The organism is Streptomyces sp. NPDC058664, assembly GCF_042716635.1.
Taxonomy (GTDB): Bacteria; Actinomycetota; Actinomycetes; order Streptomycetales; family Streptomycetaceae; genus Streptomyces.
Genome location: NZ_JBHXRW010000011.1, coordinates 47288 through 72894 on the forward strand (window position 1 = coordinate 47288; position 25607 = coordinate 72894).

General features: G+C 71.7%; 24 protein-coding genes. 16 read left to right on the forward strand and 8 right to left on the reverse strand.

What is annotated here, in order from left to right; all coding sequences use genetic code 11:
- Positions 1-14 precede the first annotated feature (14 nt).
- Entirely contained in the window at positions 15-671 is a 657-nt protein-coding gene (leuE, locus tag ACFWUY_RS11650; protein WP_384105675.1) for a leucine efflux protein LeuE, read from the forward strand.
- Between the two features lie 37 nt (positions 672-708).
- Positions 709-1530 (forward strand): MerR family transcriptional regulator, encoded by an 822-nt coding sequence (locus tag ACFWUY_RS11655; RefSeq protein ID WP_384105678.1) that lies wholly within the window; start codon positions 709-711, stop codon positions 1528-1530.
- 66 nt (positions 1531-1596) lie between these two features.
- Here ACFWUY_RS11655 and ACFWUY_RS11660 read toward each other — a convergent pair whose 3' ends face one another.
- Together ACFWUY_RS11660 and ACFWUY_RS11665 are read right to left on the reverse strand one after the other, a co-directional pair.
- Positions 1597-2913 carry a polysialyltransferase family glycosyltransferase gene (locus ACFWUY_RS11660; protein ID WP_384105680.1) on the reverse strand — a complete coding sequence of 439 codons (1317 nt, stop codon included), beginning with the start codon at positions 2911-2913 and terminating at the stop codon, positions 1597-1599.
- Positions 2910-3938: a glycosyltransferase family 2 protein gene (locus tag ACFWUY_RS11665; protein ID WP_384105683.1), complete on the reverse strand. Its 1029-nt coding sequence runs from the start codon at positions 3936-3938 to the stop codon at positions 2910-2912. Before ACFWUY_RS11665 ends, ACFWUY_RS11660 begins: the two co-directional genes overlap by 4 nt.
- A 219-nt stretch (positions 3939-4157) precedes the next feature.
- On the opposite strand from ACFWUY_RS11665, the gene ACFWUY_RS11670 reads away from it, so the two are divergent.
- From ACFWUY_RS11670 to ACFWUY_RS11720, 11 genes are all read left to right on the forward strand, one after another.
- Positions 4158-5447 carry a DUF6716 putative glycosyltransferase gene (locus ACFWUY_RS11670; protein WP_384105685.1) on the forward strand — a complete coding sequence of 430 codons (1290 nt, stop codon included), beginning with the start codon at positions 4158-4160 and terminating at the stop codon, positions 5445-5447.
- Positions 5447-6700 carry a cytidylyltransferase domain-containing protein gene (locus tag ACFWUY_RS11675; protein WP_384105688.1) on the forward strand — a complete coding sequence of 418 codons (1254 nt, stop codon included), beginning with the start codon at positions 5447-5449 and terminating at the stop codon, positions 6698-6700. Before ACFWUY_RS11670 ends, ACFWUY_RS11675 begins: the two co-directional genes overlap by 1 nt.
- A gap of 12 nt (positions 6701-6712) precedes the next feature.
- On the forward strand, positions 6713-7606 hold the full coding sequence (locus ACFWUY_RS11680; RefSeq protein ID WP_384105691.1) for an N-acetylneuraminate synthase family protein: 894 nt from the start codon (positions 6713-6715) through the stop codon (positions 7604-7606).
- Positions 7603-8790, forward strand: a complete 1188-nt coding sequence (locus ACFWUY_RS11685; protein WP_384105695.1) for a hypothetical protein — start codon at positions 7603-7605, stop codon at positions 8788-8790. Before ACFWUY_RS11680 ends, ACFWUY_RS11685 begins: the two co-directional genes overlap by 4 nt.
- A 116-nt stretch (positions 8791-8906) precedes the next feature.
- On the forward strand, positions 8907-10127 hold the full coding sequence (locus ACFWUY_RS11690) for an amidohydrolase (protein ID WP_384105698.1): 1221 nt from the start codon (positions 8907-8909) through the stop codon (positions 10125-10127).
- Between the two features lie 318 nt (positions 10128-10445).
- The gene (locus tag ACFWUY_RS11695) at positions 10446-11498 is read left to right on the forward strand and encodes a BMP family protein (RefSeq protein WP_384105706.1); all 1053 of its coding nucleotides are present in this window, start codon (positions 10446-10448) and stop codon (positions 11496-11498) included.
- A gap of 122 nt (positions 11499-11620) precedes the next feature.
- Positions 11621-13315 carry an ABC transporter ATP-binding protein gene (locus tag ACFWUY_RS11700; protein WP_384106091.1) on the forward strand — a complete coding sequence of 565 codons (1695 nt, stop codon included), beginning with the start codon at positions 11621-11623 and terminating at the stop codon, positions 13313-13315.
- Entirely contained in the window at positions 13312-14430 is a 1119-nt protein-coding gene (locus tag ACFWUY_RS11705; protein WP_384105711.1) for an ABC transporter permease, read from the forward strand. The genes ACFWUY_RS11700 and ACFWUY_RS11705 overlap by 4 nt, the downstream gene beginning before the upstream one ends.
- A complete protein-coding gene (locus tag ACFWUY_RS11710) occupies positions 14427-15689 on the forward strand; it encodes an ABC transporter permease (RefSeq protein ID WP_384105714.1) in 1263 nt (420 codons plus the stop codon). The genes ACFWUY_RS11705 and ACFWUY_RS11710 overlap by 4 nt, the downstream gene beginning before the upstream one ends.
- A complete protein-coding gene (locus tag ACFWUY_RS11715) occupies positions 15686-16081 on the forward strand; it encodes a cytidine deaminase (RefSeq protein WP_384105717.1) in 396 nt (131 codons plus the stop codon). The genes ACFWUY_RS11710 and ACFWUY_RS11715 overlap by 4 nt, the downstream gene beginning before the upstream one ends.
- Before the next feature lie 80 nt (positions 16082-16161).
- Positions 16162-17439, forward strand: coding sequence for a thymidine phosphorylase (locus tag ACFWUY_RS11720; protein WP_384105720.1), 1278 nt, complete (start codon positions 16162-16164; stop codon positions 17437-17439).
- A gap of 76 nt (positions 17440-17515) precedes the next feature.
- Here ACFWUY_RS11720 and ACFWUY_RS11725 read toward each other — a convergent pair whose 3' ends face one another.
- Positions 17516-18166, reverse strand: a complete 651-nt coding sequence (locus ACFWUY_RS11725; protein ID WP_384105723.1) for an HAD family hydrolase — start codon at positions 18164-18166, stop codon at positions 17516-17518.
- Between the two features lie 74 nt (positions 18167-18240).
- On the opposite strand from ACFWUY_RS11725, the gene ACFWUY_RS11730 reads away from it, so the two are divergent.
- Complete coding sequence (locus ACFWUY_RS11730; protein WP_384105726.1) at positions 18241-18516, forward strand: STAS domain-containing protein; 276 nt, start codon at positions 18241-18243, stop codon at positions 18514-18516.
- Here ACFWUY_RS11730 and ACFWUY_RS11735 read toward each other — a convergent pair.
- The 3 genes from ACFWUY_RS11735 to ACFWUY_RS11745 form a co-directional block, all read right to left on the reverse strand.
- Positions 18505-19476: a sigma-70 family RNA polymerase sigma factor gene (locus ACFWUY_RS11735; RefSeq protein ID WP_384105729.1), complete on the reverse strand. Its 972-nt coding sequence runs from the start codon at positions 19474-19476 to the stop codon at positions 18505-18507. The genes ACFWUY_RS11730 and ACFWUY_RS11735 overlap by 12 nt on opposite strands.
- 82 nt (positions 19477-19558) lie before the next feature.
- Positions 19559-20266, reverse strand: coding sequence for a L,D-transpeptidase family protein (locus tag ACFWUY_RS11740; RefSeq protein ID WP_384105731.1), 708 nt, complete (start codon positions 20264-20266; stop codon positions 19559-19561).
- An 89-nt stretch (positions 20267-20355) separates the two neighbouring features.
- Positions 20356-21618, reverse strand: coding sequence for an MFS transporter (locus ACFWUY_RS11745; protein ID WP_384105734.1), 1263 nt, complete (start codon positions 21616-21618; stop codon positions 20356-20358).
- 62 nt (positions 21619-21680) lie between these two features.
- Between ACFWUY_RS11745 and ACFWUY_RS11750 the strand changes: the two genes are divergently transcribed.
- Positions 21681-22679 (forward strand): LysR family transcriptional regulator, encoded by a 999-nt coding sequence (locus tag ACFWUY_RS11750; protein ID WP_384105737.1) that lies wholly within the window; start codon positions 21681-21683, stop codon positions 22677-22679.
- On the opposite strand, the gene ACFWUY_RS11755 is transcribed toward ACFWUY_RS11750, so the two are convergent.
- Entirely contained in the window at positions 22665-23438 is a 774-nt protein-coding gene (locus ACFWUY_RS11755) for an alpha/beta hydrolase (protein WP_384105739.1), read from the reverse strand. The two genes, ACFWUY_RS11750 and ACFWUY_RS11755, sit on opposite strands and share 15 nt — an antisense overlap.
- 88 nt (positions 23439-23526) lie before the next feature.
- Positions 23527-24300: a GNAT family N-acetyltransferase gene (locus tag ACFWUY_RS11760; RefSeq protein WP_384105742.1), complete on the reverse strand. Its 774-nt coding sequence runs from the start codon at positions 24298-24300 to the stop codon at positions 23527-23529.
- 101 nt (positions 24301-24401) lie between these two features.
- Between ACFWUY_RS11760 and ACFWUY_RS11765 the strand changes: the two genes are divergently transcribed.
- Positions 24402-25556 carry an adenosine deaminase gene (locus ACFWUY_RS11765; RefSeq protein ID WP_384105745.1) on the forward strand — a complete coding sequence of 385 codons (1155 nt, stop codon included), beginning with the start codon at positions 24402-24404 and terminating at the stop codon, positions 25554-25556.
- The last annotated feature ends 51 nt before the right edge of the window (positions 25557-25607 follow it).

A 25607-nucleotide genomic window follows, 5' to 3' on the forward strand; every position in this document is an offset into this window, starting at 1 on the left:
CGAGGATCCGCCTCATGCTGGGTGTCACCGATCTTCCGACCTATCTCGTGGGCCTCGTCCTCATCATCCTCCTGCCGGGGCCGAACTCGCTGTACGTGCTGTCCGTCGCCGCCCGCAAGGGCACCCGGACCGGATACAAGGCCGCCGCCGGCGTCTTCACCGGCGACGCCGTCCTGATGACGCTCGCCGCGCTCGGCGCCGCCTCACTGCTCCAGACCACGCCCCTGCTCTTCATGATCGTGAAGTACGCGGGCGCGGGCTACCTGGCCTGGATGGCGTACGGGATGCTGCGGGCGGCCTGGTCGATGTGGCGCGGGCGGGACGACGAGCGCGCGGAGGAGACGGCGCGGGCTCCGGTGGCCGCGGGGGAGAACCCGTACCGACGGGCGCTGATCATCAGCCTCTTCAACCCGAAGGCGATCCTCTTCCTGATCTCGTTCTTCGTGCAGTTCGTGGACCCCGGCTACGCCTACCCGGCGCTGTCCTTCCTCGTCCTCGGCACACTCCTGGAGATCGGCAGCTTCCTCTACCTCACGATGCTGATCTTCGGCGGGACGCGGCTCGCCGCCACGTTCCGGCGCCGCAGGCGGCTCTCGGCGGGCGCGACCTCCGCCGCGGGCGCCCTCTTCCTCGGCTTCGCCGCGAAGCTCTCCCTCAGCAGCGCCGCTTGACCCTCACACCGTGTGAGGTCGTTCCGTAGGGGGCGTCATGTTTGCCATCGGAGACTTCGCCCGGCACGGGCGGGTGTCGGTCCGGATGCTGCGCCACTACGACGCCATCGGACTGCTGCGCCCGGCCCACGTCGACCCGCACAGCGGCTACCGCTTCTACACGGCGGACCAGCTCGCCCGGCTCAACCGCGTCATCGCGCTCAAGGACCTCGGCTTCACCCTCGAACAGGTGGGGGCGATCCTCGACGAGCGGCTCGACGCGGACGAGCTGCGGGGCATGCTGCGCCTGCGTCAGGCCGAGCTGGAAGCGGCCCTGACGGAGGCGCGGGCCCGGCTCGCCCAGGTCGGCGCGCGGCTCCGAGCCATCGAGAGCGAGGGACGCATGTCCACCCAGGACGTCGTCGTCAAGAAGATCCCCGCCGTTCGGATCGCCGAGCTGGACGGGATCGCCGCGAGCTTCGGCCCGCAGGACATCACCCCGGTCATCGGACCGCTGTACGAGAAGCTGTGCGGCCGCCTGGAGGCCGCGGGGGTCACCGGGTTCGGCCCGGGGATCGCGTACTACGAGGACGCGGGCAAGGGCGACGGCTCGGTCGTCGTGCACGCCGGCATGACCGTCCCCGAGGGGACGGCCGTGGAGGGCGTCCAGGTGCGCGTCCTGCCCGCCATCGAGGAGGCGGCCACCATCGTCCACCGGGGATCGATGGAGGAGATCCTGCCGACCGTGCAGACCTTGGCCGCCTGGATCGACACCAACGGCTACCGGTCGGCCGGCTACGCCCGCGAGCTGTACCTGGAGACCCCGGAGGACCCGGCCGGCTGGATCGCCGAGATCCAGGAGCCCGTCGCCCGCGCCTGAGCGCGAACGCGCCCGCGGGCCCGGGACCCCCGCACGGGCTCCCGGGCCCGCCGGTCTGGTGGCCCGCTACCTCTTCAGCGCCTTGCGCAGTCGAAGCGCGCGGCGCGCGAGGCGGCGGACCTTCGGGTGGCGGGGGATCGGCAGACCGCCGGGCAGGTCGAGGACGGTGAGGCGGCGGCGGTTGAAGTGGTGCCGGGTGCGCTCGGCGAACGGACCCGAGAGGTGCCGTACCGCCGGCTCCCGCAGCTCCGGCCGTATCTTCGGCTGCATCGCGAAGCCGACGGCCGCGACCAGGTCGTTCAGCTCCGCCGCCCCGACCTCGGCGGCACCGGACTCCCCTTCCTCCAGGTGCGGCACGACGGCGTCCACGACCGTGAGCGGGATGCGGTTGCTGTTCTGGAACGGGGTGAGCCGTTCCAGGAGGGTGCCCGTGCCGACCCGGGCGACCGGCAGCCCGTAGAAGGTCCGCGCGGTCAGCAGCGCCGTGGAGAAGCAGCCGACGACGAGCGCGGGCCGCAGCTCGCCGTAGAGGACCTCGGCGAGCACCGGCCGGTCCTCGACCGTCAGCTCGGCACCGAGCTCCGCCGCCTCGCGCACCAGCGTCCGCGACCAGGCGTCCGGGGCCGTCGGGTGCGGCTTGAAGACGAGCCGCCGGTGGCCCAGGGCGACCGCGCCCCGGACCATCCGCAGGTGCAGCTCCTCCTCCTCGGCGGCGGTCAGCAGGTTCAGCGCCGCCAGGTACTGGCCGAGGAGCAGGGCGGGCCCGTCCCCGGACGCCGCGGTTCCACCGGCCAGCTCCTCGACGACCTTGGTGAACGCCTCCGTCGGTACGGCCTCCGGCACCGCCCCGAACTCGGCGAGCAGCAGCGGCGCGAGCCCGGGGACGAGGTCCAGGTGGAGCAGCTGGCCGACGCGCCCGCCGATCAGCGGGTCGATCTTGTTACGGGTCGGCCCGTAGCTCATCAGCCCGTCCGCGTACACGGTGATCGGTGCCTCGGGCAGCAGTTGGGCGATGGCGAGCGCGGGCGTCACCTGGAGCGATTCCAGGGCGAGTTCGACGCGGTCGTCGCCGAGGTTCCAGAGCTTGCGCAGATGGCGCTGGAGCAGCGGCAGATCGCTCGGGCGCGGGGTCCAGCCGCCCGGGTGGAGCGGGGAGATCGTCGCGTTCCAGGACAGGACGGAGTCGAAGCGGCCGCGCAGCCGGTCGAAGCCCTCGGCCTCGTCGAGGGCCGGGGTGGTCTCCGGGACGGCCGCGTTGTTGGTGACGAGGAGGATCCGGCGGTCGGCGGTGCCGAAGCAGCCGCTGTCCAGGGCGGCGGCGAGGGTCACCGCGCCGTAGAGGGTGGAGGCGCAGAAGATCTGGGTGGTACGGCGGGCGCTCACGCGGCCACCTCCGCGGCGGCCGAGCCGGCACCGGATCCCCGGGTCGGGGTCGGAGCCGGCGGTGGGGCCGGGCGGCGGCGGCGCAGCTTGCGCAGCATCGTCGCCCGGTCGCCGCCCATCGCGGTCAGGGCCTCGTCGAGGACCCCCTGCGGCATCCGCCGCAACGCCCCCGCGCTCATCGCCTTCAATTGACGCGCCACCTCGGGTTCGAATCGCCCGATCGAACCGATGTGATGGGAGATCACCGCGCAATAGGTGCGGACGGCTTTGGGAAGAAGAAGATCCGCGTCGGCGTCCTTCGCCGTTTCCTCGATCACCTGGTCGAAAGCGCGGATGAAATCCAATTGCCGCACATCGCCGATCTGGGTGAGTGAAGTCGCCACCCCGCGCCGGTAGAAGACACCGAGTTCACCGATCGCGGCGAACGATTCCGCCTCCCGGTGAAGCCGCCAGATCCACGGCCGGTCCTCGGCCGTCCGCAGTCCGTGCGGGAAGTGCAGAAGGCCGCGCTCCAGGAGCCGCCGGTGGTAGATCCCCGCCCAGGCGTACGGGTAGTCGACCGAGGTGGTCCGGTGCGCCGGCAGGATCGCGTCCCGCGGGTTCAGCACCTCGGCGCGCCGGGGGACCGGCGCGCGCCGGATGCCGCGGCTGCGGCCGGTGACGGAGACGTGGTCGGTGCGCAGGAAGTCGCAGCCGAGGTCCTCGGCCGCGGCGACCAGGCGGGAGAAGTAGCCGGGGGCGAGCCAGTCGTCCCCGTCGAGGAAGGTGAGGTACTCGCCGCGGGCGGCGTCGAGGCCGGTGTTCCGGGCCGTGGCGAGACCCTCGTTGTGCTCGTGCCTGATCAGGACGGCACCCGGGATCTCGCGCGCGGCCCGTTCGAGGAGCTCCGGAGTCCCGTCCGACGAGCAGTCGTCGACAAGGAGGAACTCGAAGTCCTCGCGGGCGTTGGCCCGCAGGCTCGTGAGGGTGTCGGGGGCGTATGTCTGCACGTTGAAGAACGGCACGACGACGGAGAGCTTGACCACGCGACCGACGCTAGGCGCCGCCCCGGCATTCCCACCGACCGGTGGGCAGCTATTCGGTGAACACCAAGCGGCGGGCCGATTAACCGCCTTTCCCCAGGGACGGATCAGGCCCTGTCGCGTCCGGTTCCCGACCCACTTCAGCGGGCGGAGAGGCTCTGTTCACCCTTTGTTGTGACTCAGTTGGGCCGGAAAGCGGAATGCCCTTCTAGCGTCCTCGGCGTGCAAGGAAGCAACAGAGAAGCGGTACGGGTCGCCGTACTCGCCGACTCCGACACCCGGTGGAAATGGGGCGCCCTCACCGCGCGCCGCATCACCACGGCGACCGCCGAACCCGCCGGATTCGTCCTGCGCGGACGGGCCACGCCCACCCCGCGCCAACTCGCCGAGACCGGGGCGTCCACGACGACCCCGAGCGAGGTGACGGGCGCGGAGTTCCTGCGTGCGGTACGGGACGCGGAGGAGCGCGGCGAGGGGTACGACGTCGTCGTCCTCGCCCTCGTCGGCGGCACCGTCCGCGCCGTCCTCCAGGGTCTGGCCGACCTGGACCTGTCCCGGCGCCCGGTGATCGTCACCGGCTACGTCGGGGTCGTCTACGAGAAGCTCACCGACGGCCTGCTGCTCCGCCACGGCGCGGACGTCGTCCTCGCCAACTCCCTGCACGACGCCGAGCGTTTCCGCGCCGTGTACGAGGGTGTGGGCGCCGGGGCCGACTCGGTCGTCGAGGCCGCGCTGCCCTTCCTGGGCGGCGCCCCGTACGCCCCCGAGGCCGGCCGCGACACCCTGGTCTTCGCCGCCCAGCCGTCCGTGCCCGCCACCCGGGCCGAACGCGCCTACGTCCTCCGGCGGCTGACAGCCCACGCCCGCCTCCACCCGGGCCGCGAGGTGCTCCTCAAGCTCCGCTCCAAGCCGGGCGAACACACCACGCACCTGGAGGAGTTCCCGTTCCAGAAGCTGGTCCGCGAGCTCGACCCGCCCCCCAACTTCCGCCTCGTGTACGGGCACATGGGCGAGGTCCTCGACCGCACCGACCTGCTCGTCACCGTCTCCTCCACGGCCGCCCTCGAAGCGCTCCACCGCCGGATCCCCACGGCGATCCTCACCGACCTCGGGGTCCGCGAGGCGCTCGGCAACCACCACTTCGTCGGCTCCGGCCTGCTCGCCTCCTTCGACCGCCTCGACAAGGGGCTCGCCCCGGTCCCGGACGAGACCTGGCTCGCCCGGCAGGGCGTCGCGTCCGACAGCCCGTACGAGAACGCCTTCGACGCGGCCCGCGACCGGGTCGCCGAACTCCTGGCGCTCCCCGCGCTGCCCCCGATCACCCCCTACTACACAGCGGAGACGGCCCCCGGTTACCTGCCCGGGATCCTCGCCCGCCACCGCCTGGACGTCACCGCGCCGGAGCCCCGCGAGAGCGGCCTCCGCCGGGTCGTGCGGGAGGCGGCGCGGGGTGCGTACCGCCACGGCGTGCAACGCGTCGCGCCCGTCATCCGCCGCCTGGGAGAACTCTGATGACCGCCCCCGCCACGCCGACCGCGAAGCCGGCCACGGAGCCCACCACCGTGAAGCCCGCAGTCACGGAACCCGCGGCCACCGTGCTCGCCGTGATCCCCGCGAGGGGCGGCTCCAAGGGCGTCCCCGCCAAGAACCTCGCCCCGGTGGCCGGCGTCCCCCTGGTGACCCGCGCCGTCCGTGCCTGTCTCGGCGCCCGCCCCGTCACCCACGTCCTGGTCTCCACCGACGACGCCGGCATCGCGGCCGCCGCCCGTGCCGCCGGAGCCGAGGCCGTGCGGCGCCCCGCCGAGATCGCGGGCGACACCGCCACCAGCGAGGCCGCGGTCCTGCACGCCATGGACGCCTTCGAGGCCGTCCACGGCAGCCCGGCCGACGTGGTCCTCCTCGTCCAGTGCACGAGCCCCTTCCTCACCTCCTCCGAGGTCGCGGAGACCGCCGAGCGCATCACCTCCGGGGCCGCCGACACGGCCTTCACCGCCGCCCCCACCCACGGCTTCCTCTGGCGCGACACCCCTCAGGGAGCCGAGGGCGTCAACCACGACAAGGCGCACCGCCCCCGCCGCCAGGACCGGGAGCCCGAGTACCTGGAGACCGGCGCCGTCTACGCCATGGACGCGGAGGGCTTCCGTACCCACGAGCACCGCTTCTTCGGCCGTACCGCGCTCGTCGTCACCGACCCCGCCCGGGTCCTGGAGATCGACGATCCGCACGACCTGGCCCGCGCCCGTGCGATCGCGCCGCTGCTCGACACCCCGGCCACCCCCGGCTTCGCCGACATCGACGCCGTGGTCCTCGACTTCGACGGCACCCAGACCGACGACCGGGTCCACCTCGACTCCGAGGGGCGCGAGTTCGTCTCCGCCCACCGCGGCGACGGCCTCGGCATCGCCGCCCTGCGCCGCGCCGGCCTCCCGGTCCTCATCCTCTCCACCGAGCAGAACGCCGTCGTCGCCGCCCGCGCCCGCAAGCTCAAGATTCCCGTCCTGCACGGCGTCGACCGCAAGGACCGGGCGCTCAAGGAGTGGTGCGACGCCGAGGGCATCGACCCGCAGCGCGTGCTCTACGCCGGAAACGACGTCAACGACCTGCCCTGCTTCCACCTCGTCGGCTGGCCCGTCGCGGTGAGCAGCGCCCACGACTCCGTACGGGCCGCGGCCCGCGCGGTCACCGTCACCCCGGGCGGTTCAGGAGCGATCCGCGAGATCGCCGCCTGGCTCCTCGGACCCGAGCTCAACACCCCCGAATCCTAAGGAAACAGCACCATGAACACGCGCCTCCGCACCCTCGGCGACAAGACCGCGGGCCCCGGCCACTCCGTCTACATCACCGGCGAGATCGGCATCAACCACAACGGTGACCTCGACAACGCCTTCGCCCTGATCGACGTGGCCGCCGAGGCCGGCTGCGACGCCGTCAAGTTCCAGAAGCGCACCCCGGAGATCTGCACCCCGCGCGACCAGTGGGACATCGAGCGCGACACCCCCTGGGGCCGGATGACGTACATCGACTACCGTCACCGCGTCGAGTTCGACGAGGCCCAGTACCGCGCGATCGACGAGCACTGCAAGAAGCGCGGCATCGACTGGTTCGCCTCTCCGTGGGACCCCGAGGCCGTCGCCTTCCTGGAGAAGTTCGACGTCCCCGCCCACAAGGTCGCCTCCGCCTCCCTCACCGACGACGAGCTGCTTCGCGAGCTGCGCGCCACCGGCCGTACGGTCATCCTCTCCACGGGCATGTCGACGCCGAAGCAGATCCGGCACGCCGTCGAGGTCCTCGGCTCCGACAACATCCTGCTCTGCCACGCCACCTCGACCTACCCGGCCAAGGCGGAGGAGCTCAACCTGCGCGTCATCCAGACGCTCCAGGACGAGTACCCGAACGTCCCGATCGGCTACTCCGGCCACGAGACCGGCCTCCAGACGACCCTCGCGGCCGTCGCCCTCGGCGCCACCTTCGTCGAGCGCCACATCACCCTCGACCGCGCCATGTGGGGTTCCGACCAGGCCGCCTCCGTCGAGCCGCAGGGCCTGCAGCGCCTGGTCCGCGACATCCGCACCATCGAGGCCGCCCTCGGTGACGGCGTCAAGAAGGTCTACGAGTCGGAGCTCGGCCCGATGAAGAAGCTCCGCCGGGTCCAGGGGCTCGTCGCCGCATGACCGGGCAGCTGGCGTTCGTCGAGAGCCCGGTCCAGCTCCTCAACGTCCTGGAATGGGCGCACACCCGGGCATCCGCCCCGGACGTGCCCCGCACCGCGTCCATAGGCGCGCCCGACCCGGCGGACGCCACGCCGCCCGCGGGTACGCCAGGCTCCGCGGACGTCACGCCGCCCACGGGCACGCCCGACCCGGCGGGCACCGCCCCGCCCCTCACGGTCGTCGTCCTCTCGCCGACCGACCCCATGTCGCGTGGCCAGCTGCGCCGGATGGCCCAGCTGGCCCGCGACGAGGGCCTCACCGTCCACTGGCAGGAGGCCCGCGGCGGCCGGGGCGCGCTCGTCCGCACCCTGCGGGAGCTCGCCCGGCCGCTGCGCTCGGCGGAACGGGTGATCATCGGCGACCCGTTCTCCCGGTACGTCCAGCTGCTCCTGACCCTGTTCGGCCCCCGGCACCTGACGGTGGTCGACGACGGCACCGCGACCATGGAGTTCGCCGCCCAGATCGGCCGGGGCGAGCGCCTGGTGCGCTGGCACCGCAAGGGCAGCCTGGGCCCGCGCGAGCTGGTCCTCGCGCCGGTGACCTCGCTCGCCCGGCGGCGCCTCGCCCCGACCCGTGGCCGTACGGTCGAGATCTTCACCTCGCTGCCCGTCGAGGCTCCCGAGGGCATCACGGTCACCGAGAACTCCTTCGCCTGGACCCGGGCCCGCTTCGGCCCGCCGCTGCTCACCGGCGGCGCGGACCTGGTGGGCACCTCGCTGGTCGAGGCGGGGGTGGTCGACGCCGCCCACTACGACCGGGTCGTGGCGGAGCTCGCCCGCACCCACGGCGCCACCCGCTACTTCGCCCACCGCAGGGAGAGCGCCGAGAAACTGCACCGGATCGCCGTCGAGACGGGCCTTCAGGTGGTCCGGCCCGAACTGCCCCTGGAGCTGATCGCCCGGCGCGGTCCCGTCGGCCGTACGATCGTCAGCTTCCCGTCCACGGTGGTGCACACCCTGCCGCTCGCCCTCGCGGGGACGGGCGTGAAGGTGGCGGTCTGCGCGGTCGCGCCGGAGTGGCTGCGGGCGAGCGCCTCGCCGCGCGCCCAGGGCTTCCTGTCCGGGGTGGCGGGGACGGCGGCCCACGAGGTCGACCGGCTCACCGCGCGGGTGTCGAACCCTACGGACCGGCTCGAATTCGGGTGAGCATACCCACATCGAGTGGCCGTCATACCTGGTGAACGGATTTTCTTTCCCCTAACGGGTTGAACTTTTCGTGATCAACGGGCAGTTGACCTGTCTGAAGGCCTACCCTTCAAAAGGTGAACCAGTTGAAGTCCCGTGAGCCAGGCTCCGTCACCCTGCCCGGAAAGCTGTCCGACCCCCTGCGCGTCGAGCTGATCGCCTTCCGCAGGGACATGCACATGCACCCGGAGCTCGGGAACCAGGAGTTCCGTGCGACCGCAGCGCTCAAGGCCCGCCTCGAAGCGGCCGGCCTCGCGCCGAAGGTCCTGCCGGCCGGCACCGGGCTCATCTGTGACATCGGCACCCCGGACCCCCGCCGGCCCATGCTGGCGATCCGCGCCGACCTCGACGGGCTGCCGATCCCCGACGTCAAGACCGTCGCCTACCGCTCCACCGTGGCCAACCGCGCCCACGCCTGCGGACACGACGTCCACACCACCACCGTCCTCGGCGCCGGGCTCGTCCTCGCCGAACTCCACCGGCAGGGCCTGCTGCCCCACGCGGTGCGGCTGATCTTCCAGCCCGCCGAGGAGGTCCTCCCCGGCGGCGCCGCCGACGCCGTCGCGGCCGGGGTCCTGGACGGAGTCGGCCGGATCATCGCCATTCACTGCGACCCCCGGGTGGACGCGGGGAAGATCGGCCTCCGCACCGGCCCCATCACCTCCGCCTGCGACCGCCTCGAAGTCACCCTCGACGGGCCCGGCGGCCACACCGCCCGCCCGCACCTCACCACCGACCTCGTCACCGCCGCCGCCCGGGTCGCCACCGACGTCCCCGCCGTCCTGGCCCGCCGCGTCGACGCCCGCTCGGGGCTCTCGGTGACCTGGGGGCGCATCGAGTCCGGCCACGCGCCCAACGTCATCCCGCAGCACGCGGAGCTCTCCGGCACCGTCCGCTGCCTGGACCTGCCGACCTGGCGCGAGGCACCCGACCTCGTGCACGCGGCGATCGACGAGATCGCGACCCTGCACCGCGCCAAGTCGACGGTGAACTACGTTCGCGGCGTCCCCCCGGTCGTCAACGACCCGGGCATCACCGAACTGCTCCACGACGCCATGGCCGCCCGCCGCGGAACGCATGCGATCGAGGACACCGAGCAGAGCCTCGGCGGCGAGGACTTCTCCTGGTACCTGGAGCACGTCCCCGGCGCCATGGCCCGCCTCGGCGTCCGCACCCCCGGCGACACCCGCGTCCGCGACCTGCACGCCGGCGACTTCGACGTGGACGAGCACTGCATCGAGACGGCGGTGGAACTCTTCACGGCCGCGGCCCTGCTCGACGCCACGCCGCTTCCCTGACCGGGCCCGCCCCGACCGCCCCCGCGCCACCCGCCCGAGTTCCGGCCGGACGGGCCCCTCATCCGTCCGGCCGACCGCCGTCCTCCCTTCGGCCCAGCGCCCGGCGTGGCGCGCCCCGGCGCCCGTACCGCCGCCCCTTTCCGGCGATATAACCGGCCGTACCGGGCCGAACGCCCCCGGTCGCCTCGACTGGCCGGTTCGCGACGATCCGATAACGACTCATGAACGGGTCTTTAACTGACATCTACGCGCGTTACGATCGCCGCGAAACCAGCGCCGGAAGAGGCGCTTTCGGTCAGTCTTGAAGGGACCCTCCTCTTGCGCCGGATCACCAGGATCACGACCGTGGGCATCGCCTCCGCGGCGCTCGCCCTGTCCGCCACCGCGTGTGGCAAGTCTTCGAACGACTCCGGCTCCGGCACGGACTCGAAGGCGGCCAAGGCGGCCATCGCGTACGACATCGGCGGCCGTGGCGACCAGTCGTTCAACGACGCCGCCTACGCGGGCCTGAAGAAGGCCGAGGACGAGCTCGGCGTCAAGGGCTCCGAGGCCGAGCCCTCCGAGGGTGAGGGCGACGCCGACAAGGTGCAGCGCCTCACCGCGCTCGCCCGCGCCGGCAACAACCCGGTCATCGGCGTCGGCTTCGCCTACGCGCCGGCGATCGAGAAGGTCGCCAAGGCCTACCCGAAGACCACCTTCGGCCTCATCGACGACACGTCGAAGACCGGCCCGAACATCGCCAACCTCGTCTTCAACGAGGAGCAGGGCTCCTACCTGGCCGGCGTCGCCGCCGCCAAGGCGTCCAAGACCGGCACGGTCGGCTTCATCGGCGGTGTCGAGGTTCCGCTGATCAAGAAGTTCGAGGCGGGCTTCGTCCAGGGCGTCAAGGACACCAACCCCAAGGCGAAGGTGCTCACCCAGTACCTGACCCAGCCGCCGAACTTCGACGGCTTCGCCAAGCCCGACCTCGGCAAGGCCGCCGCTCAGGGCCAGCTCGACAAGGGCGCCGACGTGATCTACGCCGCCGCCGGTCTGGCCGGTTCCGGCTCGATCGAGGCCGCCGCTTCCGCCGGCAAGTGGGCCATCGGTGTCGACTCCGACCAGTACAACCAGGCGGGTCTGGCCTCGTACAAGGAGCACATCCTGACCTCGGTCACCAAGGACGTCTCCGACTCCGTCTTCAACCTGATCAAGTCGGTCAAGGACGGCAAGCCGCAGACCGGTGAGATCCGCTACGGCCTCGCCACGGACGGCGTCGGCCTGGCCGACTCCAACCCGGCGTACAAGAAGATGACCGATGTCATCGCCGCCGTGGACAAGGCGAAGAAGGACATCGTCGACGGCAAGATCACGGTCAAGACCGCTCCGTAAGGACCGCGGGTCGCTGACCTCAGGGCCCGGCAGCGGTGGGACCTCCCACCGGGCCGGGCCCCGTTCCCGTACAGGTTTTCACTTTCCGGCAGTGCTACGCGTGTAGATGTCTCCCTGGCACGATAACTTCACCCCGCCCTGCCCCTCCCGCTCCCACTCCTTCCGGCCAAGGAGAGTGCGTCATCAACGCGTCCAGCCCCCCTGCCGTAGAACTGCACGGCATCACCAAGCGATTCCCCGGCGTCGTCGCCAACAAGGACATCGCCATCACGGTCCGCAAGGGCACCGTGCACGCCCTCATCGGCGAGAACGGTGCCGGCAAGTCGACCCTCATGAAGATCCTCTACGGCATGCAGAAGCCGGACGAGGGCACCATCGCCGTCGACGGCGAGCAGGTCACCTTCTCCAGCCCCGGTGACGCCATCGCGCGCGGCATCGGCATGGTGCACCAGCACTTCATGCTCGCCGACAACCTCACCGTCCTGGAGAACGTCGTCCTCGGCGGCGAGAAGCTCTACGGCATCGGTGCCAAGGCGCGGAAGAAGATCCAGGAGATCTCCGAGGCGTACGGCCTCGGGGTCCGCCCCGACGCCCTCGTCGAGGACCTCGGGGTCGCCGACCGCCAGCGCGTGGAGATCCTCAAGGTCCTCTACCGCGGCGCCAGGATCCTCATCCTCGACGAGCCGACCGCCGTGCTCGTCCCGCAGGAGGTCGACGCGCTCTTCGACAACCTGCGCGAGCTCAAGTCCGAGGGCCTGACCGTCATCTTCATCTCGCACAAGCTGGGCGAGGTCCTGAAGGTCGCCGACGACATCACCGTCATCCGCCGGGGCACCACGGTCGGCACCGCCGACCCGAGGACCGCCACCACCAAGCAGCTCGCCGAGCTGATGGTCGGCAGCGAGCTGCCCTCGCCGGAGACCCGCGAGTCGACGGTCACCACCGTCCCCATGCTCAAGGTCGAGCACCTGACCCTGGTCGAGAGCGGAGTCGCGGCCGTCCCGCTGACGACCGCCGCCCCGCCGGACCCGTCCGGTGCGGTCGCCCTCCAGGAGATCGGCGCGGGCCGCAAGCTCCTCGACGACATCTCCCTCACGATCCACAAGGGCGAGATCCTCGGCATCGCGGGCGTCGAGGGCAACGGGCAGACCGAGCTCATCGAGGCCCTCATGGGCATGTCCACCCCCGACGCGGGCGTCATCAGCCTCGACGGCCAGGACATCTCCAAGGTCTCGGTGCGCAAGCGCCGTGAGAACGGCATCGGCTACATCCCCGAGGACCGCCACCGCCACGGCCTGCTCCTCGAAGCGCCGCTCTGGGAGAACCGCATCCTCGGCCACGTCACCGAGGCGCCCAACTCCAAGCGAGGCGTCCTCGACCCGAAGGCGGCCCGCAAGGACACCGAGCGGATCGTGCGCGAGTACGACGTGCGCACCCCCGGCATCGACGTCACCGCGGCCTCCCTCTCCGGCGGCAACCAGCAGAAGCTGATCGTCGGCCGCGAGATGAGCCACGCCCCCAAGTTCCTGATCGCCGCCCACCCCACCCGTGGTGTGGACGTCGGCGCGCAGGCGCAGATCTGGGACGCGATCCGGGACGCCCGCCGCGAGGGCCTCGCGGTGCTGCTGATCTCCGCCGACCTCGACGAGCTGATCGGCCTCTCCGACACCCTCCGGGTCATGTACCGCGGCAGGCTCGTCGCCGACGCCGACCCCGCCACCATCACGCCCGAGGAGCTGGGCTCCGCCATGACCGGCGCGGCCAGCGGTCACCTCGAAGGCAACGAAGAGCAGCCCGAAGACGGTGACGCCCGATGATGAAATTCGACAAGGACAAGCTGATCCTGGGCGCGGCGGGACCGGTGCTCGCGCTGGTCTCCTCGTTCGTGCTCACCGCCCTGGTGCTGCTCGCGACGGGCCTCGACCCGATCGAGCCGATCACGCTGATGATCGACAACGCGGCGTTCTCCGACATCCAGGTGCTGATCGTCAACCAGACCGGGATCTACTACCTGGCAGCCCTGGCCGTCGCCATCGGCTTCCGGATGAACCTGTTCAACATCGGTGTCGACGGCCAGTACCGGCTCGCCGCGATGGTCTCGGCCCTCGTCGGCGCCTCGATCGAGCTGCCCGGCCCGCTGCACATCCTGCTCATCGTCCTCGTCGCGATGCTGACCGGCGCCTTCTGGGCCGGCATCGCCGGCATCCTGAAGACGACCCGCGGCGTCTCCGAGGTCGTCTCGACGATCATGCTGAACGCCATCGCGACCTCGCTGGTGGCCTGGCTGATCCTGCCGAAGAACTTCGGCTTCCAGCCGGAGGGCTCGAACAACCTCACCACCGGTGAGATCGCCGAGTCCGGCTGGTTCCCGGGCATCGACATGGGCGAGGGCAACGGAGTCATCTACGGCTTCACGTTCGTCGCGCTCGCCCTCGGCGTCGTCTACTGGTTCGTCCTCAACCGCACCCGGTTCGGCTTCGACCTGCGCGCCACCGGCGCCAGCGAGACCGCCGCCCAGGCCAGCGGCGTCGACGCCAAGAAGATGGTCCTCACCTCGATGCTCATCTCGGGCGCGCTGGCCGGCCTCGCCGGCATGCCGACGCTGCTTGGCGAGTCCCACACGTACAGCCTCGACTTCCCCGTCGGTGTGGGCTTCACCGCCATCACCATCGCGCTGCTCGGCCGTAACCACCCGGTCGGCATCCTCTTCGCGGCCCTGCTCTTCGCGTTCCTCGACAAGGCCTCCTCGTCGCTGGACACCGAGGGCTACCCGAAGGAGATCACCAAGATCATGCAGGGCATCATCGTGATCGCGGTCGTCGTCTCCTACGAGCTCGTCCGCCGTTACGGCCTCCGCCGCCAGCAGCAGAAGGTCGGCGAGGAACTCGCCGCCGGCGGCGCCATCAAGACCGACAAGGAGGTCTCGGCATGAGCACCGGCACTGTCACCAAGCCGAGCGCCGCGCCCAAGGGCGGCGGACGCCGCAAGCTCACCTGGCCGTGGATCATGCTGATCGTCGCGGCCGGTCTCCTGCTCTTCTCCCTCGTCCGGGCCGTCTCCGGGGCCAACGACCTCACCTCCGTGGGCCAGGTCTCCGGCGCGCTCCAGCTCGCCGTGCCGATCGGCCTCGCCGGTCTCGGCGGTCTGTGGGCCGAGCGGGCGGGCGTCGTCAACATCGGCCTCGAAGGCATGATGGTGCTCGGCACCTGGTTCGGCGCCTGGGCCGGATACCAGTGGGGCCCCTGGGCGGGTGTCCTCCTCGGTCTCCTCGGCGGCGCGCTCGGCGGTCTGCTCCACGCGATCATCACCGTCACGTTCAACGTGAACCACATCGTCTCCGGTGTGGCGATCAACATCCTCGCGGTCGGCTTCACCCAGTACCTGTCGAACTTCACGTTCGCCGAGGCCGAGGGCGGCTCCTCCAAGCAGTCCCCGCGCATCGAGCAGATCACCAAGATCACGATCCCAGGGTTGTCCGACTGGCTGCAGGACCTCCAGCAGAAGCACTGGTTCCTGATCTCCGACCTGGCCGGCATCCTCGGCGGCCTCGTCACCAACCTGTCGCTGCTCACGGTCGTCGCCCTGCTGCTGATCCCGGCCACCTGGTGGCTGCTGTGGCGCACGGCCTTCGGCCTGCGGCTGCGCTCCTGCGGTGAGAACCCGGTCGCGGCCGAGTCCCTCGGCGTGAACGTCTACAAGTACAAGTACATCGCCGTCACCGTCTCCGGCGCCCTCGCCGGCCTCGGCGGCGCGTTCCTCGCGATCGTCGCCACCGGCATCTACCAGGAGGGTCAGACCGGCGGCCGCGGCTACATCGGTCTCGCCGCGATGATCTTCGGCAACTGGATGCCCGGCGGCATGGCGCTCGGCGCCGGCCTCTTCGGCTTCACCGACAGCCTCAAGCTGCGCGGCGGCGCCGAGAACGTCCACGCGCTGCTGCTGCTCGTCGCCGTGCTCCTGGTGATCGCCGCGGCCTGGCAGCTGTACAAGAAGAAGTACGTGGCCGGTGTGGTCGCGGCGGCCTTCTCCGCCGGCTTCTTCCTCTGGTACGCGCTGACCGACGAGGTCCCGAGCCAGTTCGTCGACGCCGCCCCGTACATCACCACCCTGCTCGTGCTCGCCCTGTCGGCGCAGCGCCTGCGCATGCCGAAGGCGGACGGACTGCCGTACCGGAAGGGCCAGGGCAAGTGACGACCGCGCCCGACTGGGACCTCCTCCGGGAGACCGCCCGCGAGGCCATGTCCCGCGCGTACGCCCCGTACTCGGGCTACCCGGTCGGCGCGGCGGCCCGCGTCGACGACGGGCGGGTGGTCTCCGGCTGCAACGTGGAGAACGCCTCCTTCGGCCTCGGCCTGTGCGCCGAGTGCGGGCTCGTCTCCGCGCTCCAGGCGACCGGCGGCGGCCGGCTGACCCACTTCGTCTGCGTCGACGGCCGGGGCGAGTCCCTGGTCCCGTGCGGCCGGTGCCGGCAGCTCCTGTACGAGTTCGGCGGCCCCGAGCTCGTCCTGGAGACACCCGCCGGGTTCCTGACGCTGGCCGAGATGCTGCCGCAGGCATTCGGCCCGGACCACCTGTCGAAGTAATCCTCGGAGCGACCCTTCCGGCACGATGGGAAGGGTCGCTCCCCCTTTCCCCCTCTATGCGCGTAGAAAGAGGCACCACCATGGACGTCATCTCCGTCATCCGCACGAAGCGGGACAAGGGCGAGCTGAGCCCGGAGCAGATCGACTGGGTCATCGACGCCTACACCCGTGGTGCGGTCGCCGACGAGCAGATGTCCGCCCTGGCCATGGCCATCCTGCTGAACGGCATGAACCGCGCGGAGATCGCACGCTGGACCGCCGCCATGATCGCCAGCGGCGAGCGCATGAACTTCGACTCCCTCTCCCGCCCCACCGCCGACAAGCACTCCACCGGCGGCGTCGGCGACAAGATCACCCTCCCGCTCGCCCCGCTCGTCGCCGCCTGCGGCGCGGCCGTCCCGCAGCTCTCCGGCCGGGGCCTCGGCCACACCGGCGGCACCCTCGACAAGCTGGAGTCCATCCCCGGCTGGCGCGCCCTGCTCTCCAACGAGGAGATGCTGCACGTCCTCGACACCACCGGCGCGGTCATCTGCGCGGCGGGCGACGGCCTGGCCCCGGCGGACAAGAAGCTGTACGCGCTCCGCGACGTGACGGGCACGGTCGAGGCGATCCCCCTGATCGCCAGCTCGATCATGTCCAAGAAGATCGCCGAGGGCACCGGCTCCCTGGTCCTCGACGTCAAGGTCGGCACCGGCGCCTTCATGAAGAACATCGAGGACGCCCGTGAGCTCGCCTCGACGATGGTCGGCCTCGGCACCGACAGCGGCGTCAGGACGGTGGCCCTGCTCACCGACATGTCGACCCCGCTCGGCCTCACCGCCGGCAACGCCCTCGAGGTCCGCGAGTCGGTCGAGGTCCTCGCCGGCGGCGGCCCGGCGGACGTCGTCGAGCTGACCATCGCGCTGGCCCGCGAGATGCTCGACGCGGCCGGCATCAAGGACGCCGACCCGGCGAAGGCGCTGGCCGACGGCTCGGCGATGGACCACTGGCGCCGGATGATCGCGGCCCAGGGCGGCGACCCGGACGCGGCCCTGCCGGTCGCCCGCGAGCAGCACGTCGTCACGGCCCCGTCGACCGGTGTCCTCACCCGCCTCGACGCGTACGACATCGGCATCGCCGCCTGGCGCCTGGGCGCGGGCCGCGCCCGCAAGGAGGACCCGGTGCAGGCGGGCGCGGGCGTCGAGCTCCACGCGAAGCCGGGCGACACGGTGACGGCGGGCCAGCCCCTGCTGACCCTCCACACGGACACCCCGGAGAAGTTCGACTACGCCATGAAGTCCCTGGACGCGGCGTGGGACATCGCACCGGAGGGCACGGCGTTCACCGCGAACCCGATCGTCCTGGACCGCATCGCCTGAGGCGTATGCGTCTGACACCTTCGGGTGAACGGGACCGGCGGACCACCGCCGGTCCCGTTTCACGTGCTGGGATCCGTCACGTGACGAGCAGCCCCGGCAGCTCCCGCATGTGGTCGAAGACCACCGTGTGCGGTCCCATCAGCCGGTCGGCGCGCGTCAGTCCGCCGCAGTAGCCGAAGGCGCGCATCCCCGCCGCGCGGGCCGCCTGGACGCCGTACGGGCTGTCCTCCACCACCGCGCAGCGCTCCGGCGGTACGCCCATGGTCGCCGCCGCGTGCAGGAAGAGGTCCGGATCGGGCTTCCCGCGTGCGACGTCACGGGCACTGAACATGCGGCCCTCGAAACGGTCGAGGAGACCGGTCCGGCCCAGGTTCTTGCGGATGGAGGCGTGGCTGCCGTTGGAGGCGAGGCAGTACGGGACGTGGAGCGCGTCCAGGACGTCGGTGACGCCCTCGACCGCCGTCAGCTCCGCGTCCAGCGCGTCCTCGTACCGCTGCTTGAAGGGCGCGTGCCAGTCGGGCCCGAGCGGCCGGCCCCGGCGTTCCTCCACGATCGTGGTGAGCATGGCGTGCGAGGAGCCGACGAAGTACTCGACGACCTCCTCCTCGGTGAACTCCGCCCCGAGACTCGCGAACACCTCCCGGTCCACCCGGCAGTAGATCCGCTCGCTGTCCACCAGAACGCCGTCGCAGTCGAAGATCACCAGTTCGACAGGCTCGTGAGTCATGATCGGCAGCCTAAAGCCTGTCCGGCGAAACGGGTCCGCGATGAGTTCTCGTCCTCCGCCCGGTCTCAAGGCACGTGGACACCAGTCAGCCGCTCGTCGTGACCCTGCCCGCCCGCCCCACCCGGGACGAGGTGGCCCGGCTCTGTGCCGAGCTCGCCGCCGCCCCGCCCGGTGACGTGCTCTGCGAGGTCGGCGCCCTCGCGCCCGCCGACCTCGCCGCCGTCGACGCGCTCGCCCGGCTGAAACTCGCGGCCGGGCGGCGCGGCCACCGGATCCGCTTCCACGGAGCGGGGCCCGACCTGCGGGCCCTGCTCCTGCTCACCGGTATCGACGAGACCTTAGGCCTCTAGGCGGGCCGGCAGGTCGAAGAGCGGGAACCAGCGCTCGGTGTCCAGGAAGAAGTCCATCCCGGCGACCTTCCCGTCCCGCAGCTCCAGGACGATCAGCGCCCACGGGCTGAAGCCGCCCGCCGGGTCCGGGTGGTAGTGCGCGAAGGCCGGGGAGCCGTTCGCCACGGTGGCCACCAGCTTCGAGCCCCGGCACACGTCGCCGACGCCCAGCATCCAGCCCACGATGTCGTCGTGACCCTGGAGCCAGAGGTCGTACGGCGGCATGGACATGGTCGCGTCCTCGTGGAGGAGCGCGGTCAGCGCCTTCATGTCGTAGCCCTCGAAGGCGGCGACGTACCGCTCCAGGAGCGCCTTCTGCTCCTCGTCGAGCGGGTTCGCCGGGTCAGAGGTGGCCGGCGCCTGCTCGGCCAGGGTCGCGCGGGCCCGCTGGAGGGCGCTGTTGACCGAGGCGACGGTGGTGTCGAGGAGCTCCGCGACCTCGCTCGCCTTCCAGGCGAGCACCTCGCGCAGGATGAGCACCGCCCGCTGCTTGGGCGGCAGGTGCTGGAGCGCGGCGACGAAGGCGAGCCGCACGGTCTCCCGGGAGACGGCCGTCTCCGCCGGGTCGGCGACCGAGGGCAGCACCCGCCCGTCGGGGATCGGCTCCAGCCAGGTGATCTCCGGCTGCTTGACGAGCTGCGCCTGCGCGACCGGGGTCGGCGAGGTCAGGTCCATCGGCCGTGCCCTCTTGTTACCGGCGTTCAGCGCGTCCAGGCAGACGTTGGTGGCGATCCGGTACAGCCAGGACCGCAGCGAGGAGCGGCCCTCGAAGGAGTCGATGGCCTTCCAGGCCCGCACCATCGTGTCCTGCACCGCGTCCTCCGCCTCGAAGGACGATCCGAGCATCCGGTAGCAGTAACCGGTCAGCTCCCTGCGGTACTTGTCGAGCTCGTCGGTCGTCGCGACAGCGGCGTCACTCATCGGGTCCACACCCCACTCACCCTCACCGGCACCCGTTCGGTGCCGGTGAAGGGAAGCTACCGCAGGGGACTGACAGCCGGGGTCAGGTTCCCGGCTTCCGTCCGTAGACGAAGACGTCGTCGCCGTTCCTGAGGAGGTTCCAGTAGGCCTTGGCGTCGGCCGGGCGCATGTTGACGCAGCCGCCGGAACCCGGGGGGTTCCACATGGACTTGGTGGTCGAGTGGAAGGCCTGTCCGCCGTCGAAGAACTGCGAGTACGGCATGGAGACGTGGTAGATCGTCGACCAGTGGTTGATGTTCCGCATGTAGATCTTCTTCGAGCCGGTACGCGTCTCGGTGCCGTCCTTGCCCGTACGGACCGGCACGGGTCCGTACTTGAGGCGGGAGCCGTCCTGGATCCAGCTCAGCTGGCGGGTCAGGTCGACGCAGGCGATCCGGCCCCGGTTGGTCGGGCAGGCGCCCGCCCGGTTGGGGGTGGTGCCCGCCGCCTTCTGCTGGATCATCGTGTTCATCGTGCGCCAGGTGAGCGTCCCCGCGTACCCCATGGTCGGGGTGATGCCGTGCTTGCGCTGGAAGGCCTGGATGGCCTGGCAGTCGCCGAGCGACTGACGGCCGTCGACGGTCCGCCCGAGGAACTTCTCCACCTGCTTCTGGTACGGGCCCGTCGTCACGTTGCAGGACGCCGCCTGCGCCGGAGCCGTACCGAGCGCGATCGTCATCGGCACCACCAGTGAGGTGAGACCGGCCGCGATGCCCGCTCTTCTGCCTATCCGACCCGCGATTCTCTTCATGATCGTCAACTCCCCCTTGAGTCCTATGCCTTATGACGTCTGGGGGAGCGACTCAGTTGCAGTGGAATCCGGGCGGAATCCGGGCGGAGTCAGCAGGACGCGGCGATCTGGATCCGCCGCGCCTCGACGCGGGCGCTGTGGCTGCCGTACAGGGTGACCGACACGACGCCGAGGACAGCGACGAGACCGATCAGGACCGTCCCGGCCCACCCGCCCGCGTGGAAGGCGACCGCGCCGAGCGTGCCGCCCGCGCTGCTGCCCAGGTAGTACGCGGACTGGTACAGCGCCGAGGCCTGCGCGCGGCCCGTCTTCGCCGTGCGGCTCACAGAGGAGGAGGCGACCGCGTGGCCCGCGAAGAAGCCGGCCGTGATCAGGACGAGGCCCGCGAGGACGGCGGCGAGCGCGTCGGACAGCGAGAGCAGCAGGCCGAGCGCGGTCGTCGTCACCGCCAGGTAGAGCGCCCCGCGCCGGCCGAGCCGTCCGACGAGCTTCCCGGCCGCCGCGGAGGAGACCGTACCGACCAGGTAGACCAGGAAGATGGAGCCGATGACACCCTGCGGCAGCGAGAACGGGGCCTCCACCAGGCGGTAGCCGATCACGGTGTACACCGCGCCGAAGACCGTCATGAACAGCGCGCCGATCACGTAGAGCCGCATGAGCAGCGGGTCCGCGAGGTGCGTCCGCACGGTCCGGGCGAGCGCCTTCGGGTTCAGGGTGCCGGGCGTGAAGTGCCGTGCCTTCGGCAGCAGCGCCCGGAAGGCGAGCGCGCACAGCAGGGAGGTCAGGCCGACGGCGGCGAGACCCGCCCGCCAGCCCCACATCTGGGCCACCCAGCCGGTCACCAGGCGGCCGCTCATGCCGCCGATCGAGTTGCCCGCCACGAACAGGCCGATCGCGGCGATCAGTGCCCTGGGCCGGACCTCCTCGGCGAGGAAGGCCATCGCGGAGGCGGGGAGCCCGGCGAGGGCCGCGCCCTGGAGCGCGCGCAGCGCGATCAGGGTCTCCAGGTTCGGGGCGAGCGGCACCAGGAGCGCGACGGCGACCGCGACCGACAGGGAGGCGGTCATCATCGCGCGCCGGCCGAAGCGCTCCGAGAGGGCGCTGAGCGGGAGGACGCACAGGGCGAGGGCGCCGGTCGCGGCCGAGACCGTCCAGGAGGCGGCCGAGGCGGTGGCGCCGAACTCGGCCGAGATGGCCGGGAGGAGGGCCTGTGTGGAGTAGAGGAGGGCGAAGGTGGCGAGGCCCGCGGCGAAGAGCGCGAGGCTCATCCGGCGGTAGCCGGGGAGGCCGGGGGCGAGGCGGGTGTCGGCGGACGCGGTGGTGGCGGCCGCCTTGGTACTGGCGGAAGGCATGTCACGAACGTAGGACGCCCGGTTTCATGCGTCCAATGCACGGAACTGCTGTAATCGTTCCCATGGTGCATGAGTACAGGTCACAGCCTCGCCTGTCACCGAACAGTAACGAAGAAGACATGGGGCTGCTGCTCGCGCCGCGGCTCGCGTACTTCGCCGCCGTCGCCCGGCACGAGCACGTGACCCGCGCCGCGGCCGAGATGGGCGTCCCGCAGTCCACGCTCTCCCGGGCGATGGTCCGGCTCGAACAGGACCTCGGCGTCACCCTCTTCGCCCGGCGTGGCCGCACGGTCTCCCTCACCCCGGCCGGGCGGCGCTTCCTCACCGCCGCGGAGAAGGCGCTCGCCGAGGTGGAGCGGGCCGCCGACACCGTACGGGCCGACGCCGACCCCACCGCGGGCCGGGTCGCCTTCGGCTTCCTGCACACCATGGGCTCCGAGACCGTCCCCGGTCTCATCCGGGCCTTCCGCGTCGACCATCCGCGGATCCGCTTCACCCTCGTCCAGAACTACGGCGAGGCCATGATCGAACGGCTCCGGGCCGGCGACCTCGACCTCTGCCTGACCTCCCCGGTGCCGGACGCCCCCGACCTGGTCGCCCGCCGCCTCGACGAACAACGGCTCCGGCTGGTCGTCCCCGACGACCACCGGCTCGCGGGCCGCAAGCGGGTCCGCCTCGCCGAGGCCGCCGACGAGACCTTCGTGACCCTGGAACCGGGGTACGGGCTCCGCCGCATCACCGACGACCTGTGCGCGGAGGCCGGCTTCAAGCCCCGGGTCGCCTTCGAGGGCGAGGAGGCCGAGACCCTGCGCGGTCTGGTCGCCGCGGGCCTCGGCGTCGCCCTGCTGCCCCCGCCGGCCGTCCCGCGCCCCGGTGTCGTCGAACTCACCGTCACCGCCCCGCGCGCGGTCCGCGAGATCGGCGTCGCCTGGCTCGACGGCCACCCGGACACGGCCCCGGTGGCGGCCTTCAAGAAGTTCCTGCTCGGCAGGCGCGGCCACCTCCTGCCGAAGGAGCCGTCGGCACCGCTGCTCGCGGAGGAGCCCTCACCGCCGGCCTGAGCTCCCGAAGCCCACCGAGAGCGGCATCCGCAGGCCCAGCGGCGGGGGAGCGGCCATCGCGTCGGTCACCGGGCGGGCGACCGGGCGGGCGAAGAGGGCGCCGAGGACGAAGTCGGCGGCCAGGGCCTGGACCTCGGCCGCGTACTGGCGGAGCGCGTGGCCGTCCGAGTGCACCTCGAAACGGCAGGTGTCCCGGTTCGCCTTCTTCGCCCGCGCCGCGAACCGGAACGACAGCTCCGGGTCCGTACGGGCGTCGTTCGTGCCGTGCACGAGCAGCACCCGGCGCCCCACCAGCTGCCGCACCGACTCCGGTTCCGCCGCCACGTCGTCCTCGGGCAGCCAGGGCGCGAGTCCCAGGACCGCGCCGACCGCGTCGTGCCCGGCCGCCCGCAGCGCCGCCCGGGCGCCGAGCCCGTGTCCGACGAGGCAGAGCGGGACGTCGCCGTAGCGCCGTACGGCTTCCGCGACCGCCCAGCCGGCGTCCGCCGCGAGGTTCGCGTCGGCCCCGTTCCAGCCGCGCCCCCGGTAGCGCACCACATGGGCGACGAGACCGTCGGTCCGGCCCGCCCGGACGAGCGCGCGCCCGAGCGGCAGCATCGCCGCGTGGGCGCGCGCGGACGCACGCCGTCCCGACACCGGCTCGCCGTCCGGCAGGAGCAGCACCACGCCGCCCGCCGCCGACGTCCGTGAACCTCCAACAGGCCGTCCGAGCCGGGGTCTCCGGGCGTCGGGCGGCCCCACGAGTGCGAAGTGCGCCATGGCAGAACAGTCTCAGAAGCGGAGGTGTACGCCAGTCGTACGCGCGGTCTCTGTTGCGTATCGCCCGGCGGGCGAACGTCTGTGCGGCTCACGCCCTTTCGAAGACGTGGATCGCGCCGACGGCGGTGAAGCCCTTCCTCCCGTACCAGCGGTGCGGCCAGTCCGAGGCACGGGCGGTCAGGAACCGCAGGCCGCAGCCGGCCTCCGCCGCCAGGTGCAGCGCCGTGTCCAGGACCCGCCCGGCGTGCCCCTTCCCGAGGTGCGCGCCGGCGGTGACCAGGTCCTCGATCTGCGCGGTCCCGGTGGCCGGATCGAGGTAGAGGTCGGCCCAGGAGGCCACCTCGCCGTCCTCGGAGTACGAGGCGAGGAACCGCACGTCCTCGGCGCCCCGGAGCCGGGCCGTCCGCCGTTCCACCAGGTCGTGGACCTGCTCGTCCGTCACCTCCGGCGCGAGCCGCCGCCAGGACGCGGCGACCGGCTCGCGCAGCGCGTCGAGGCCCACCTCGCGCGCCCCGCCGTGCGCCGGGACCCGGCCGGTGTGCCGCATGAGGTACGTGGTCGAGTACGCGTATCCGGCCTGTTCGAGAGGGGCCCGGCAGACGGCCGCGACCTCCTCGTGGAGGACGTACACGAGCCGGTGCGGGAGGTGGTCGAGGAGCTCGTCGGCCAGGCCGGGCAGCCGCTCCGGATCGGTGGGCCCGGTCACCAGGAGGTGGTTGTCGCCCCGGGAGTGCGCGTACGTGTCGTCGAGCGCGGCGAAGCCCCCGGGGAAGTCGGCGGTACGGCCCGCCTGCGCGCGGTGGAAGGAGGACAGGAACCGGTGGACGCGCGGGAGTTCGGCGTCGGTCGTGGAGGCGGTCATACGGCGAGACTAGGTCGGCCCGTACGGACCGCGGCCGAAAAAGCCGTACGCGACCCCGTGGACAGGCGCCGTTCTACGCGCGTAGGGGCTAGAGTGCGAAAATGACGAGCCAGACCCCCAGCATCCCCACCGCGGACCAGATCCGCCGCGCCCCGAAGGTGCTGCTCCACGACCACCTCGACGGCGGGCTGCGCCCCGGCACGATCATCGAACTCGCCCGGGAGCAGGGCTACTCGCAGCTCCCCGAGACGGAGCCCGACAAGCTCGGCACCTGGTTCCGCGAAGCCGCCGACTCCGGGTCCCTCGAACGGTACCTGGAGACCTTCGCGCACACCTGTGCCGTCATGCAGACCCGTGACGCGCTCTTCCGCGTCGCCGCCGAGTGCGCCGTCGACCTCGCCGAGGACGGCGTCGTGTACGCGGAGGTGCGCTACGCCCCCGAGCAGCACCTGGAGGGCGGCCTCACCCTCGAGGAGGTCGTGGAGGCCGTCAACGAGGGCTTCCGGGAGGGCGAGCGGCAGGCCAGGGCGAACGGGCACCGCATCCGGGTCGGCGCCCTGCTCACCGCGATGCGGCACGCGGCCCGCGCCCTGGAGATCGCCGAACTCGCCAACCGCTACCGCGACACGGGCGTCGTCGGCTTCGACATCGCGGGTGCCGAGGCCGGGTACCCGCCCACCCGGCACCTCGACGCCTTCGAGTACCTCAAGCGGGAGAACAACCACTTCACGATCCACGCGGGCGAGGCCTTCGGGCTGCCCTCCATCTGGCAGGCGCTCCAGTGGTGCGGCGCCGACCGGCTCGGGCACGGTGTCCGGATCATCGACGACATCGAGGTCGCCGACGACGGCTCGGTGACCCTCGGCCGGCTCGCCGCGTACGTCCGTGACAAGCGGATCCCGCTGGAGATGTGCCCGTCCTCCAACCTGCAGACGGGGGCCGCCGCCTCCTTCGCCGAGCACCCCATCGGTCTGCTCCGCAAGCTGCACTTCCGGGCCACGGTCAACACCGACAACCGGCTGATGAGCGGGACGACGATGAGCCGGGAATTCGAGCTGCTGACCGAGGCTTTCGATTACACGCTCGATGACATGCAGTGGTTCACAGTCAATGCGATGAAATCGGCATTCATTCCTTTCGATGAACGCCTGGCCATGATCAACGAGGTCATCAAGCCCGGATACGCCGAGCTGAAGTCCGAATGGCTGTTCCAGCAGACCGCCACGACCAGCGAATCTTCCCGCACGACAGGCTGAGACGACACCCCGTCACGGGGGTGGAGGCGGCCGGGCGAGCACGACACCCGG

Coding starts and splice junctions, on each gene's coding strand:
- leuE (WP_384105675.1), top strand. CDS start 15: ATGCTGGGTGTCACCGATCTTCCGACCTATCTCGTGGGCCTCGTCCTC.
- ACFWUY_RS11655 (WP_384105678.1), top strand. CDS start 709: ATGTTTGCCATCGGAGACTTCGCCCGGCACGGGCGGGTGTCGGTCCGG.
- ACFWUY_RS11675 (WP_384105688.1), top strand. CDS start 5,447: ATGACCGCCCCCGCCACGCCGACCGCGAAGCCGGCCACGGAGCCCACC.
- ACFWUY_RS11680 (WP_384105691.1), top strand. CDS start 6,713: ATGAACACGCGCCTCCGCACCCTCGGCGACAAGACCGCGGGCCCCGGC.
- ACFWUY_RS11685 (WP_384105695.1), top strand. CDS start 7,603: ATGACCGGGCAGCTGGCGTTCGTCGAGAGCCCGGTCCAGCTCCTCAAC.
- ACFWUY_RS11705 (WP_384105711.1), top strand. CDS start 13,312: ATGATGAAATTCGACAAGGACAAGCTGATCCTGGGCGCGGCGGGACCG.
- ACFWUY_RS11710 (WP_384105714.1), top strand. CDS start 14,427: ATGAGCACCGGCACTGTCACCAAGCCGAGCGCCGCGCCCAAGGGCGGC.
- ACFWUY_RS11720 (WP_384105720.1), top strand. CDS start 16,162: ATGGACGTCATCTCCGTCATCCGCACGAAGCGGGACAAGGGCGAGCTG.
- ACFWUY_RS11725 (WP_384105723.1), bottom strand. CDS start 18,166: ATGACTCACGAGCCTGTCGAACTGGTGATCTTCGACTGCGACGGCGTT.
- ACFWUY_RS11735 (WP_384105729.1), bottom strand. CDS start 19,476: ATGAGTGACGCCGCTGTCGCGACGACCGACGAGCTCGACAAGTACCGC.
- ACFWUY_RS11740 (WP_384105731.1), bottom strand. CDS start 20,266: ATGAAGAGAATCGCGGGTCGGATAGGCAGAAGAGCGGGCATCGCGGCC.
- ACFWUY_RS11745 (WP_384105734.1), bottom strand. CDS start 21,618: ATGCCTTCCGCCAGTACCAAGGCGGCCGCCACCACCGCGTCCGCCGAC.
- ACFWUY_RS11750 (WP_384105737.1), top strand. CDS start 21,681: ATGGTGCATGAGTACAGGTCACAGCCTCGCCTGTCACCGAACAGTAAC.
- ACFWUY_RS11755 (WP_384105739.1), bottom strand. CDS start 23,438: ATGGCGCACTTCGCACTCGTGGGGCCGCCCGACGCCCGGAGACCCCGG.
- ACFWUY_RS11760 (WP_384105742.1), bottom strand. CDS start 24,300: ATGACCGCCTCCACGACCGACGCCGAACTCCCGCGCGTCCACCGGTTC.
- ACFWUY_RS11765 (WP_384105745.1), top strand. CDS start 24,402: ATGACGAGCCAGACCCCCAGCATCCCCACCGCGGACCAGATCCGCCGC.